Origin of the sequence: Pseudomonas marginalis (assembly GCF_001645105.1) — a bacterium.
In the GTDB taxonomy this organism is placed as follows: Bacteria; Pseudomonadota; Gammaproteobacteria; order Pseudomonadales; family Pseudomonadaceae; genus Aquipseudomonas; species Aquipseudomonas petroselini.
On record NZ_LKEG01000056.1, the window covers coordinates 46,769 to 59,950 of the forward strand.

General features: G+C 61.5%; 11 protein-coding genes. 5 read left to right on the plus strand and 6 right to left on the minus strand.

The window, feature by feature from the left end; translation table 11 throughout:
* Nucleotides 1-33 precede the first annotated feature (33 nt).
* Both gltX and uvrB read right to left on the minus strand, forming a co-directional pair.
* Nucleotides 34-1,515 (minus strand): glutamate--tRNA ligase, encoded by a 1,482-nt coding sequence (gene gltX, locus AO064_RS27030; protein WP_015884987.1) that lies wholly within the window; start codon nucleotides 1,513-1,515, stop codon nucleotides 34-36.
* Nucleotides 1,516-1,711: 196 nt separating this feature from the next.
* The gene (gene uvrB / locus AO064_RS27035) at nucleotides 1,712-3,727 is read right to left on the minus strand and encodes an excinuclease ABC subunit UvrB (protein ID WP_010209048.1); all 2,016 of its coding nucleotides are present in this window, start codon (nucleotides 3,725-3,727) and stop codon (nucleotides 1,712-1,714) included.
* A 343-nt stretch (nucleotides 3,728-4,070) separates the two neighbouring features.
* On the opposite strand from uvrB, the gene AO064_RS27040 reads away from it, so the two are divergent.
* Both AO064_RS27040 and AO064_RS27045 read left to right on the plus strand, forming a co-directional pair.
* Nucleotides 4,071-5,267, plus strand: a complete 1,197-nt coding sequence (locus tag AO064_RS27040) for an amino acid aminotransferase (protein ID WP_015884988.1) — start codon at nucleotides 4,071-4,073, stop codon at nucleotides 5,265-5,267.
* Between the two features lie 306 nt (nucleotides 5,268-5,573).
* Complete coding sequence (locus tag AO064_RS27045) at nucleotides 5,574-5,783, plus strand: hypothetical protein (RefSeq protein WP_017847720.1); 210 nt, start codon at nucleotides 5,574-5,576, stop codon at nucleotides 5,781-5,783.
* A gap of 75 nt (nucleotides 5,784-5,858) precedes the next feature.
* Here AO064_RS27045 and ptrR read toward each other — a convergent pair whose 3' ends face one another.
* Nucleotides 5,859-6,746, minus strand: a complete 888-nt coding sequence (gene ptrR / locus AO064_RS27050; RefSeq protein ID WP_064055152.1) for a putrescine utilization regulator PtrR — start codon at nucleotides 6,744-6,746, stop codon at nucleotides 5,859-5,861.
* Nucleotides 6,747-6,848: 102 nt separating this feature from the next.
* On the opposite strand from ptrR, the gene AO064_RS27055 reads away from it, so the two are divergent.
* Entirely contained in the window at nucleotides 6,849-8,240 is a 1,392-nt protein-coding gene (locus tag AO064_RS27055; RefSeq protein WP_064055153.1) for an aldehyde dehydrogenase family protein, read from the plus strand.
* A gap of 117 nt (nucleotides 8,241-8,357) precedes the next feature.
* Here AO064_RS27055 and AO064_RS27060 read toward each other — a convergent pair whose 3' ends face one another.
* A complete protein-coding gene (locus AO064_RS27060; protein ID WP_064055154.1) occupies nucleotides 8,358-9,266 on the minus strand; it encodes a LysR family transcriptional regulator in 909 nt (302 codons plus the stop codon).
* Between the two features lie 112 nt (nucleotides 9,267-9,378).
* On the opposite strand from AO064_RS27060, the gene AO064_RS27065 reads away from it, so the two are divergent.
* Nucleotides 9,379-10,578 carry an MFS transporter gene (locus AO064_RS27065; protein WP_064055155.1) on the plus strand — a complete coding sequence of 400 codons (1,200 nt, stop codon included), beginning with the start codon at nucleotides 9,379-9,381 and terminating at the stop codon, nucleotides 10,576-10,578.
* A 3-nt stretch (nucleotides 10,579-10,581) separates the two neighbouring features.
* On the opposite strand, the gene AO064_RS27070 is transcribed toward AO064_RS27065, so the two are convergent.
* Both AO064_RS27070 and AO064_RS27075 read right to left on the minus strand, forming a co-directional pair.
* A complete protein-coding gene (locus AO064_RS27070) occupies nucleotides 10,582-10,887 on the minus strand; it encodes a protealysin inhibitor emfourin (protein WP_064055156.1) in 306 nt (101 codons plus the stop codon).
* 14 nt (nucleotides 10,888-10,901) lie between these two features.
* Nucleotides 10,902-11,963, minus strand: coding sequence for a M4 family metallopeptidase (locus AO064_RS27075; RefSeq protein ID WP_015884994.1), 1,062 nt, complete (start codon nucleotides 11,961-11,963; stop codon nucleotides 10,902-10,904).
* A 128-nt stretch (nucleotides 11,964-12,091) separates the two neighbouring features.
* Between AO064_RS27075 and AO064_RS27080 the strand changes: the two genes are divergently transcribed.
* Nucleotides 12,092-13,021, plus strand: coding sequence for a DNA/RNA non-specific endonuclease (locus tag AO064_RS27080; protein ID WP_064055157.1), 930 nt, complete (start codon nucleotides 12,092-12,094; stop codon nucleotides 13,019-13,021).
* Nucleotides 13,022-13,182: the final 161 nt, after the last annotated feature.

Here is a 13,182-nt window from a genome sequence, read left to right on the forward strand (position 1 = left end):
GAAAACCGGGGTTTCGTCGTTTCAACCGCTTGCTCAGGCGATAGCGCCCAGCAGTTTTTCCCACTCTTTGTTTTCTTTCTTCGATACACCACCAAGCAAATCAAGGGCTTGGCGCAGACGGAAACGTGTCAGGTCCGGGCCGAGGATTTCCATTGCATCCAGCACCGACACCGAACTGGCCTGCCCGGTGATCGCGGCGAACATCAGCGGCATGGCGTCGCGCAGTTTCAATTCCAGGGATTCCACCACCGCCTGGATCGTCGCGGTGATCGCATCCTTCTCCCACTGGCGCAGGCTTTCCAGCTTCCACAGGATCAACTGCATCAACTGGCGAACCTGGTCGCCCGAGAGCTTCTTGGACTCGAACAGCTTGGGATCCGGATTAACGCCACCGGCAAAGAAGAAACTGGCCAAAGGCGCGACCTGGCTGAACGTCTCCACCCTGCCCTGCACCAGCGGCGCGATTTTCATCATGTACTCAGGGTTCAACGCCCACTGCTGCACGCGGCTGGCGAACTCTTCGACCGGCAAGTCACGCAGCCACTGGCCGTTGAGCCACGACAGTTTCTCGATGTCGAAGATCGGCCCACCCAGCGACACGCGGGACAGGTCGAAGTTGTCGACCATTTCCTGCAGCGAGAACTTCTCGCGCTCGTCCGGCATCGACCAGCCCATGCGCCCCAGGTAGTTGAGCATCGCCTCAGGCATGAAGCCCATGCGCTCGTAGAAGGTCACCGAGGTCGGGTTCTTGCGCTTGGACAGCTTGCTCTTGTCCGGGTTACGCAGCAGCGGCATGTAGCACAGCTGCGGTTGTTCCCAGCCGAAGTATTCGTAGAGCAGGATCAGTTTCGGTGCCGATGGCAACCATTCTTCGCCGCGCAGTACGTGGGTGATGCCCATCAAGTGGTCGTCGACCACGTTGGCCAGGAAGTACGTCGGCAGGCCGTCGGTCTTCATCAGCACCTGCATGTCCATGCGGTCCCACGGGATCTCGACGTCACCGCGCAGCATGTCCGGCACCACGCATACGCCTTCGCTCGGCACTTTCATGCGGATCACGTGAGGTTCGCCAGCCGCCAGGCGCTGGGCCACTTCTTCCTTCGACAGCAGCAGCGCGCGGCCGTCGTAGCGCGGGGTTTCGCCACGGGCCTGTTGCTCGGCGCGCATCTGGTCCAGTTCTTCGGCGGTGCAGAAGCACGGGAACGCGTGACCCATGTCGACCAGTTGCTGGGTGTACTGCTTGTAGATGTCGCTGCGCTCGCTCTGGCGATACGGGCCGTGCGGGCCGCCAACGTCCGGGCCTTCCGCCCAGGTAATGCCCAGCCAGCGCAAGGCATCGAAAATCTGCTGTTCCGACTCACGGGTGGAGCGCAGTTGATCGGTGTCTTCGATCCGCAGGATGAATTCACCGCCGTGCTGCTTGGCAAAGCAGTAGTTGAACAAGGCGATGTAAGCAGTGCCGACGTGGGGATCCCCAGTAGGCGATGGCGCAATGCGCGTGCGGACGGTGGTCATGGCTGGTCTCGAATGGGCGATAAAACTGAAAATTGAAACAAGGGGCGAATGGTAACAGCCTGGGTGATTTCTGGAAAACCGAGGCGCGGCCATCGGGGGCAAGCCCCCTCCCACATTTGACCGAGGTCCAACATGGAAATGCGGTCCAGTGTGGGAGGGGGCTTGCCCCCGATGAGGCCGGTAAAACCACGGTAAATCAGACGGCAAGCAAGCGCTCACGCAACTTGCCAATCTCATCCCGCGTCTGCGCCGCTGCCTCAAACTCCAGGTCTCGCGCCAACTGGTACATCTTCTCTTCCAGCTGTCGAATCCGCTTGGTGATCTCACTCGGCGAGCGCAGTTCGTTTTCGTACTTGGCGCTTTCCTCGGCAGCCTTGGCCATGCCCTTACGCTTCTTGCTGCGCGAACCCGGCACGGTGGCGCCTTCCATGATGTCGGCGACGTCCTTGAACACGCCTTTCGGGGTGATGCCATTTTCCAGGTTGAAGGCAATCTGCTTGTCGCGACGGCGTTGGGTCTCGCCAATCGCGCGTTCCATAGACCCGGTGATGCGGTCCGCATAAAGAATCGCCCGGCCGTTGAGGTTCCGCGCGGCGCGACCGATGGTCTGGATCAACGAGCGCTCGGAGCGCAGGAAGCCTTCTTTGTCGGCATCAAGGATCGCCACCAGCGACACTTCCGGCATGTCCAGGCCTTCGCGCAGCAGGTTGATCCCCACCAGCACATCGAAGGTGCCCAGGCGCAGGTCGCGGATGATTTCCACCCGTTCCACAGTGTCGATGTCCGAGTGCAGGTAACGCACGCGCACGCCGTGGTCGGCCAGGTAGTCGGTCAAGTCTTCGGACATGCGCTTGGTCAGCGTGGTGACCAGCACCCGCTCTTCGAGGGCCACGCGCTTGGTGATTTCCGAGAGCAAGTCATCCACCTGGGTCAACGCCGGGCGGATTTCGATTTCCGGGTCGACCAGCCCGGTCGGACGCACCAGTTGCTCGATCACGCGGCCCGCATGCTCGGCCTCGTAGTTGCCAGGCGTGGCCGACACAAAAATGGTTTGCGGGCTGATGGCTTCCCACTCATCAAAGCGCATCGGCCGGTTATCCAGCGCCGACGGCAGGCGGAAACCGTATTCCACCAAGGTTTCTTTACGCGAGCGGTCGCCCTTATACATCGCGCCGACCTGCGGCACGCTGACGTGGGACTCGTCGATCACCAGCAGCGCGTCGGGCGGCAGGTAATCGTAGAGGGTCGGCGGCGGCGCGCCGGATTCACGGCCCGACAGGTAGCGCGAGTAGTTTTCGATACCGTTGCAGTACCCCAGCTCCAGGATCATCTCCAGGTCAAAGCGGGTGCGCTGCTCCAGGCGCTGGGCTTCCACCAGCTTGTTGTTGGAGCGCAGGTACTCCAGGCGCTCGGCCAACTCGACCTTGATGCCCTCGATGGCGCCCATAAGGGTTTCACGCGGGGTCACGTAGTGGCTTTTCGGATAGAAGGTGAAGCGCGGCAGCTTGCGGATCACTTCGCCGGTCAACGGGTCGAAGGCCGACAAGCTCTCGACTTCATCGTCAAACAGTTCGATGCGGATCGCTTCCAGGTCGGATTCGGCCGGGTAGATGTCGATCACGTCACCACGCACCCGGAAGGTGGCGCGGGCAAAGTCCATGTCGTTGCGGGTGTATTGCAAACTGGTCAACCGACGCAGCAGCTCGCGCTGGTCGAGCTTGTCGCCGCGATCAACGTGCAGCACCATCTTCAAATAGGTTTCCGGGCTGCCCAGGCCGTAGATGCACGACACCGTGGTGACGATGATCGCGTCCTTGCGCTCCAGCAGCGCCTTGGTCGCCGACAGCCGCATCTGCTCAATGTGGTCGTTGATCGACGCATCCTTCTCGATAAAGGTATCGGAAGACGGCACGTAGGCTTCGGGCTGGTAGTAGTCGTAATAGGAAACGAAATACTCCACCGCGTTGTTCGGGAAGAACGCCTTGAACTCGCCGTAGAGCTGCGCGGCCAAAGTTTTGTTCGGCGCCAGCACCAGGGTGGGGCGGTTGATCTGCGCGATCACGTTGGCGATGCTGAAGGTCTTGCCCGAACCGGTCACCCCGAGCAGCGTCTGGTGGGCCAGGCCGGCCTCGATGCCTTCGACCATCTGGCGAATGGCTTCCGGCTGATCGCCAGCGGGTTCAAAGCGGGTGACGAGTTGGAAATCCGACATAACGTACCTCGTGTAGTCACCCCAGACTGTAAACCCGTCGAGGACGAAATAGACCACCACCCGCGAAGATTCAGCGCGGATCGTAGGAAAAAACCATGATAGCCATAGAAGTGGTGGCGAATGTGGCGGGTTTCAAGGCAATCGTCCTGACTGCCGTCTACGATCAATGTTGCAATAAGACTAACGGTCAGCAAATAAACCGAAAAACTTGGCCGAAAAGCCGTTTCGGTGGTCGCCCTCGGCAGTGAGGGCCTCTATACTAGCTCCCCGTTTGTGCACCGCTCTAGTGCATTCGGCTGGAGCGCGACACGTCCCTCCATTCCCCCATAGAGCTGCCGCAAAAATGAGCCTGTTCTCCGCTGTCGAAATGGCACCACGCGATCCTATCCTGGGCCTCAACGAAGCATTCAACGCCGACACACGAACCACCAAGGTCAACCTTGGCGTGGGCGTTTACTGCGACGAGGAGGGGAAGATTCCACTCTTGCGTGCCGTTGCCGAAGCGGAAGCCATTCGCGTGGCGCAACACGCCGCCCGTGGCTACTTGCCGATCGACGGCATCGCGGCCTACGACAAGGCCGTGCAAACCCTGCTGTTCGGCGCTGAATCGCCCCTGCTCGAAGCCAACCGCGTCGTCACCGTACAAGCGGTCGGCGGCACCGGCGCGCTGAAAATCGGCGCCGACTTCCTCAAGCAGCTGCTGCCCAACGCCGTCGTTGCCATCAGCGACCCGAGCTGGGAAAACCACCGCGCGCTGTTCGAAACGGCCGGTTTCCCGGTGCAGAACTACCGCTACTACGACGCCGCCACCCACGACGTGAACCGTGCCGGCCTGCTCGACGACCTCAATGCCCTGCCGCCACAGTCCATCGTGGTGCTGCACGCCTGCTGCCACAACCCGACCGGCGTCGACCTGAGCCCGGCCGACTGGCAGAACGTGCTGGACGTGGTCAAGGCCAAGAACCTGGTGCCGTTCCTCGACATGGCCTACCAAGGCTTTGGCGATGGCATCCACGAAGACGCCGCCGCGGTGCGCCTGTTCGCGGAATCGGGCTTGACCTTCTTTGTGTCCAGCTCGTTCTCCAAGTCGTTCTCCCTGTACGGCGAGCGCGTTGGCGCACTGTCGATCGTCAGTGAATCCAAGGAAGAAAGCGCGCGCATCCTGTCCCAGGTCAAGCGTGTGATCCGCACCAACTACTCCAACCCGCCGACCCACGGCGCGGCGATCGTGGCAGCGGTACTGAACAACCCTGAGCTGCGCGCCCAGTGGGAAGCCGAGCTGGCTGAAATGCGCCTGCGCATCCGTGGCATGCGCGAGCAGATGGTCGCCGAACTGGCCAAGGCTGCTCCGGGCCACGACTTCAGCTTCGTCGGCCGCCAACGTGGGATGTTCTCCTACTCCGGCCTGACCGTTGAGCAAGTCACCCGCTTGCGCAGCGAGTTTGGCATCTACGCACTGGATACCGGGCGTATCTGTGTGGCGGCGTTGAACCAGTCGAACATTGGTGCGGTGACCAAGGCGATTGTTCAGGTGTTGTAAGCCTGAAACAGGTGTGATGAAAGGGAAGCCATTCACGGCTTCCCTTTTTTATGGGCGAATGCCGAACCTGTGGTGAGCGAGCTTGCTCGCGCTGGGTTGCATAGCAGCCCCATCCCCGGCCACCTGGAACTTCCTGAGAGAACGCGGTGCCTGAACAAGGGGCCGCTGCGCGCCCCAGCGCGAGCAAGCTCGCTCACCACAGGTTCAGCGCTCGCCACGGGAATTGCATCGTTTGCAAAAAATTCACTGGGCGCAGCACTCAGCCCCTAAACTGACCGTCGATTGCCCCTTTGCTGTGAGATCCCTATGAGAAACGACGACCTGGACCTTCGTGCCGACCGCGACGAGCTGGACCACTTCACCCCACGCGCGCCGCAAGCCAAGCGCCAGAAGAGCCTGGTGCTGCAAGTGGCACTGGGTGTGTTCCTCGGTGGACTGGCGCTGTGGCTGGTGCAATTGGGCGCGACGGCGATCATGGCGAAATTGGCCATGGGCACCCTGCAATTCGGCGGCTGATACCTATCAAAATGTGGGAGGGGGCTTGCTCCCGATAGCGGTGGCTCAGACACAGATGTAGTGACTGGCACACTGCTATCGGGAGCAAGCCCCCTCCCACATTTGATTGCGTTCCTCCAGCAACTTCACGAAGCTGTTCAAACTCTGCGATACCGTGCCCCGGCGCCAGATCAGCCAGGTATGCAGCGTGCGAAAACTGTCCGTCAGCGGCCACAGGCTCACCGTGGTAAACCCCGGCATGCTTTCCAGCATGCTGCGCGGCATCAGCGCCAACCCGGCGCCGGCGCTGACGCAGGCGAGCATGCCGTGATAGGACTCGATCTCGAAAATCTTGCCCGGCACCGCGCCGTCCTGTGAGAACCAGCGCTCGAAGTGGTGCCGATAAGAACAGTTGGAGCGGAAGGTGTAGATGTTCTCACCATTCACGTCCTGGCCCCGGGTGATGGGCGCGTGATGCAGCGGCGCGATCACCACCATCTCCTCTTCAAACACTGCCACGCCTTCCAAGGTGGAATGCAGCACCGGCCCGTCGACAAACGCCGCCGTCAGCCGCCCCGACAGCACGCCCTCGATCATCGTGCCCGAGGGCCCGGTGCTCAGGTCCAACTCAACCTTGGTGTGCTTCTGGTTATACGCCGCCAGCAACGCCGGGATACGCACGGCCGCGGTGCTCTCCAGCGAACCGAGGGCAAACGCGCCCTGGGGCTCCTCCCCCGCCACCGTCGCGCGGGCTTCCTGCACCAGATCGAGGATGCGCCGCGTATAGCCGAGGAAATTCCACCCGGCCGGTGACAGGCGCAGGCGACTTTTCTCGCGGATAAACAATTCCACACCCAGGTCCTGCTCCAGTTGCTTGATGCGCGTGGTCAGGTTCGATGGCACGCGATGAATCAACTGCGCGGCGGCGCTGATGCTGCCTTGCTCGGCGACGGCCTTGAAGATTTCCAGCTGCACCAGATCCAAGTCATTCTCCAATCGTGAACGTATTGCTTAATATTATTCAGTTTCCAGAAAACATGCATCCCCGTAGGCTTACTCCATCCACTCATTCAGCCGGACGGTGCCATGAACGCTATTTCTCATCAGACTCACGCCCTGTCGATCAACCCCGCCACTGGCGAAACAGTCGGCAGCTACCCCTACGAAAGCGCGTTGCAACTGGACGCCGCCCTCGACCGCGCCACCGAAGCCTTCCGCACCTGGCGCCGCCAGCCGGTGAGCCAGCGCGCCGAATGGCTGCTGGCCCTGGCCGGCGCCCTGCGCGAGCAAGCCGAAGACATGGCGCAGATGATCACCCTGGAGATGGGCAAACCCATCGCCCAGGCCCGTGCCGAAATCGAGAAATGCGCGCTGCTCAGCGAATGGTACGCCGCCCATGGCCCGGCCATGCTCGCTCCAGAACCGACCCTGGTGGACAACGGCAGCGCCCAGATCGAGTACCGCCCGCTGGGCCCTATCCTCGCCGTGATGCCGTGGAACTTCCCGGTGTGGCAAGTGCTGCGTGGCGCCGTGCCGACCATGCTCGCCGGCAACACCTACGTGCTCAAACACGCCCCGAACGTAATGGGCAGCGCCTACCTGATCAAGCAGGCCTTCCAAAAAGCGGGCTTCGCTGAAGGCCTGTTCGAAGTGATCAACGTGGCCAACGACGGCGTGTCCACAGCCATCGCCGACCCACGTATCGCCGCCGTCACCCTCACCGGCAGCGTGCGTGCCGGGATCGCCATCGGTTCACAAGCCGGTGCTGCGCTGAAAAAATGCGTGCTGGAGCTGGGCGGCTCCGACCCCTTCATCGTGCTCAACGACGCCGACCTCGACGCAGCTGTGCAAGCCGCACTGATCGGCCGCTTCCAGAACAGCGGCCAGGTCTGCGCCGCCGCCAAGCGCCTGATCATCGAGGAGGGTGTGGTAGAAGCCTTCACCGCCAAATTCCTCGACGCCAGCCGTGCCTTGGTCATGGGCGACCCGACATCAGCGGCCACCTACATCGGCCCGATGGCCCGTTTCGATTTGCGTGACGAGCTGCACGACCAGGTCCAGGCCACGCTGGAAGAAGGGGCGACCCTGCTGCTGGGCGGCCACAAAGTGCCCGGCGCCGGCAATTACTACGCACCGACCGTACTGGCCAACGTCACCGACCAGATGACCTCGTTCAAACAGGAACTGTTCGGTCCCGTCGCCTCGATCATCACCGCCCGCGACGCCGACCACGCCGTGGCCCTGGCGAATGACAGCGAGTTCGGCCTCACCGCCAGCATCTTCACCACCGACGCCGCGAAGGCACGGGACATCGCCAACCAACTGGAAACCGGCGGTATTTTCGTCAACGCCTTCAGCGTCTCCGACCCTCGGGTAGCGTTTGGGGGGATCAAGAAGAGCGGCTTCGGGCGTGAGTTGTCGCACTTCGGCGTGCGGGAATTCTGCAACGCGCAGACGGTGTGGCTGGATCGCAAGTAAGCGAAGCCTCACCGCCTGTCGCAACGGCACCGCTCAACTGTGGGAGGGGCAAGCCCTAATGCCCTTAGCTGACTGGCATTAGGGCTTGCCCCCTCCCCCCAGTTAAATCACCTGAAGCTACTGCTTCCCAAGCCCGGCCACCAATGCCTCCAGTACCACGCGTACCTTGGGCAACGCCTGGCGGCTTTTGACCCAGCCCAACGTGATTGCCGCCCCTTGGGTGGCCAGGTGCGGCAACACCTCGACCAGCGTCCCTTCCTGCAGCGGTTGCTGGACCATCCACGAAGGCAATTGCACGATGCCGCAATCGGCCAAAGCGGCCATCAGCAGCCCGTCGCCATTGCCCACCACCAGTTGCGGGGTGATCTGCCTGCGTCGGGGAGCGCCCTGTTCATCCGCGAAATTCCATGGGCTGATGCGCCCGTCCACCCAGCCGTAGGCGATGCACTGATGGTGCTCAAGGTCGTGTTCCGACAGCGGAGTGCCGTGCCGCGACAAGTAGACCGGCGAGGCGTACAAGGTGTGCCATTCATGGGCGAGCACACGCTGCCCGACGGTTTCCGGCCAGGCATTCGTGCCGCCGATACGCACCACAATGTCCACGCCTTCCTCGAACGGCTCGATGAACCCGTCGCCAAACGTGAAGTGCGCCAAAAGCAGCGGATGCGCCTGCAAAAAAGGCAGTAACACCGGCAGTACCTGCGCGCGCCCCAATGCGCTGGGCAGGTCGATGCGCACACGGCCGCGGGCCTCGGTATTTTCCACGTGCAGTAAAAGCTCGGCTTCTTCCAAGTCGGCCAGTACGCCCGTGCACGTCCGGTAAAACGCCACACCGGCATCGGTGAGGGACAAGCGCCGCGTGGTGCGCTGGAACAGCCGAACACCCAAGCGTTTTTCCAGCCGCGCGATGCTTTTACTGATGGCCGAGGCGGTCAGGTTCATTTTCTCGGCGGCGGCGGTAAAGCTGCCGTGGTCCGAGACACACACAAACACATCGATACCTTTCAAGCGTTCGGAAGAAAACATGCACATCCTTTATTGGTGAATTCAGTTCAGGCAACTTGGTAAAAAGCATCCTAAATCAGAAATTAGCTCAACGGTAAGCTATGACCGGATAAACCCTGGCACTGAGGCTCGGATGCTGACCACGCTGAAAAACTACCCCCTGGCCGTCAACCTGCTACTGGGCGCGTCCCTGGTGTTGACGCTCGCCAGGGCCATCACCCTGCCCTATCTGGTGATCTACCTGTCGAGCCAGTTCCAGTTGGGCGTCGCCGACATCGGCCTGGTGATCGGCAGCTCGCTGATCATCGGCTCTTTGTTAAGCCTGTATGGCGGCTTTCTGGTGGACAGCCTGCCCAGTCACCGCTTGATCCTCGGCTGTTGCGCGGTGTTCACCAGCGCGTTTCTGGGGGCGTTTATCGCTCAGGATCTGTGGGTGTTCTACGTCTGCCTGGTCGCGATCAACCTGGCCTATGCCGTCATCGATATCGCGGTCAAATCCGGGTTTGGCCGGCTGCTTCCCGCCGAGGCGCGCAGCGAAGCGTTTTCGATCAAATACACCCTGACCAATATCGGCTATGCCGTCGGCCCGTTCCTCGGTGCTGGGCTAGCCGCACTGGCCATCAGCCTGCCCTTTTTGGCCTCGGCGGGGCTTGGGGCCGGGTTCTTCATAGTTTACTGCGTGTGGGGCGACAGGCACTGGGCGCCACCCCACGCAAGCCGGCCCGCCGCGCCCTTCCTGGCGGTGGGCAAATTACTGCTGAGGGACTACCGCCTGGTGTGCTTTACCTTGGGCGGCATCTTCAGCGCCGTGGTGTTTGGCCAGTTCACGGCTTACCTCTCGCAATACCTGGTCGTCACCACCACGCCCGAGGCGGCCTACCGGATTATCAGCAGCGTGGTGGCCACCAACGCGCTGATGGTGATCAGCCTGCAATACATGATTGGCAAGCGGATCACCCATCAACACCTGCACCTGTGGCTCGCTGGAGGGCTGGGGATGTTCATCGTCGGGTTGGCGGGGTTTGGCTTGTCCACCTCGCTGACGTTCTGGGTGGTGTCCATGGCGATTTTCACGCTGGGCGAAATCATCGTGTTCCCCGCCGAATACATGTTCATCGACATCATCGCGCCCGATCATCTGCGCGGCATGTACTACGGCGCGCAAAACCTCGGCAACGTCGGCGCGGCACTGGGGCCGGTACTGTGCGGGATGGTGCTGGTGTCACAGCCGGCCCACTGCATGTTCTACCTGCTGGCGCTGTTTGTGATCGCGGGCGGGTTGCTCTACTGCCTGGGCGCGTCCCTCGCGGACAAGGTGCACGCCCCGACCTGAACCTCAATCACGGATATGCCGCCGCACGCACTGCACCAGGCCGTCCAGCGCCTGCGACTTCACCGGCGCGAGCACACAGACGGTGTGCTCGCGCCGGCCTTCGGTCACGGTCAGCGTGTAATGCACCTGGCCCGGATTACCGGGGGTCGGTGCGTTGCTTTGCGGCAGCTGGAAGAAGTCGGCGGCCTCGATAAGCTGCCGCAACTCCTGCTGGTCCTGCTCGGGCAATGTGGCCAGTTCCACCGTACGCGGCTTGGCCAGGCCCGGAAAATACCCGGCCCCGCCGTTTTCCTTGATCGAAATGTGCATGATTGTTCCTCACGTCAGACAGAAATGCCGACCGCCTTCCAACCGTCCTTGACCGCCTTCTGTTCATCCTTGTTCGCGCCGTAGAGTCGACCGGCAACATCGTAGGTAATGCGCGCAAAACGCAGGAACCCCGAATTGGGCCGCAACCGCGCATCGCGCAGCGCGTCATACCAGATGCGCCCAGCGCGTTCCCAGGCAAACCCGCCGAGTTTTGTCGCGACCTGGTAGAACGCATGGTTGGGAATGCCGGAATTGATATGCACCCCGCCATTGTCCTCGTAGGTCTGCACAAAATCATCCATGTGCCCCGGCTGAGGGTCCTTGCCCAGCAGTTTGTCGTCAAACGCCGTGCCGGGGGCTTTCATCGAGCGCAGGGCGGTGCCTTTGATCTTTTTGGTGAACAGCCCTTTGCCGATCAGCCAATCGGCGTCCTCTGCGGTTTGCTTCAACGCGTATTGCTTGATCAACGAACCGAACACGTCCGACAGTGACTCGTTCAACGCGCCGGATTGGTTGAAATACATCAGTTTGGCCTCGTCCTCGGTCACGCCATGGGCCAACTCATGGCCAATCACATCGAGCGCCACCGTGAAGCGGTTGAACAGTTGCTCATCGCCATCACCAAACACCATCTGGGTCGAGTTCCAGAACGCATTGTTGTAGTTCTGGCCAAAGTGAACGGTAGCGTCCAAGGCCATGCCGGCATCGTCGATGGAGTTACGGTCGAACACCTGATCGAAAAAATCGAAGGTGGCGCCCAGGCCATCATAGGCCTCGTCCACCGCGGCATCACCACTGGCGGGCTGGCCTTCGCCACGCACCAGCTTGCCGGGCAGGCTATCGGTGCCTTCGGCACTGTAGATCGAACGCCGTTTGTCGGCGCCCATGACCAAGGCCATGCGGGCCGGGCCCTTGGCGGGCACCGCGACCATGCGCAGCGAGCGGAACGTGCTGTCCTTGGCGCGGGTGCGCAATGCGACATCCCGTTGCGCCTTATCGCCATTACGTGCGATCTGGTCGAGCATGTACGGCGGAATCAGGCAGAAAATCGGGTGACGGGGGTGGCGAACACACATGGTCAGGCTCCATTGAGTATGTGACAACGTCCAAGTAACCGATTCAGGATAGCCCCGAGACGTTAACGCGTGTCATCAATTGTCATTAACCTATGTTGCAGTCGTGTTTATCCAAGGAGGACTTACCGATGCCTGCCCGTAAAGCCAAAATCGATCTTTCCCACCGTCCACGGCTCGCCGACCTGCGCCCGTTGATTGCGCCCAGCCCCACCCTCTTGGAGGCCAGGGCGGCGACACCCCACGTCACACCGGCCAAAGACTTGAAGGACCGGCGCGGCTACACGGAGGACTTCCTCGGCAATTTCGTGGTGCCTTGGCCCACGGTTGAAGAGGCCTTGGCGGGGGATGCACAGAAGGAGCGCCTGGACTACACGCACTTCTCGATAACGATGTCCCGCTCAAAACGGCTCGCGCTGTATGTAGGCGTCAACATCGACGGCGGGCAGCCTGTGGACATCGTGCGCAGCAACGACACCTGGGCCTATGACGGCCGCCTGCCCATCGACGCGCAGGTGGGCGAAGCGCTCTACGCCAGCAATGGCCTGGACCGCGGCCACCTGGTACGCCGCCAAGACCCCAACTGGGGCGACGACGCTAAAACCGCCAACCTCGACACCTTCCATTTCACCAACTGCTCGCCGCAGATGAGCGGGTTCAACCAGAAGACCTGGCTGGAACTCGAAGACTACATCCTCGACAACACCCAGCGCTGGAAAGCCCGCGCCACGGTGTTTACCGGCCCGGTATTCGCCGATGACGACCGCGTCTACCGGGGCGTGAAAATCCCCAACGCGTTCTGGAAAGTGGTCGCCTACCTCAGCGACGACGGCAAGCCTTCCGCCAGCGCCTACATGATCGACCAGAGCCGCGAACTGGGCCAACTCGATCTGGTGTTCGGCCAACTCCGGACCTACCAGCGCAGCGTCATCCAGATCGAACGCCTGACCGGCATCCGCTTCGCCAACCTGGCCGACTACGACGGTTTCAGCAACGAAGAACGCGCCACCGGCACGCGGATTGAAGCACTGATACAAGGTCCGGAAGACATTCGTCTCTAAGCTTCACATATTGATCTGCGTTAACAAACCAACGCCAACCACGATGCGAAGCGAGCCGCTCTTGATCTTGATCGTGCCTTTGATCTTAGGCGCCCCGTCAAACACGCTGGCCGAACGCAGGCTTGAATCCGTGGGTAACCCGGCAGGACGCCGGGTTAGCC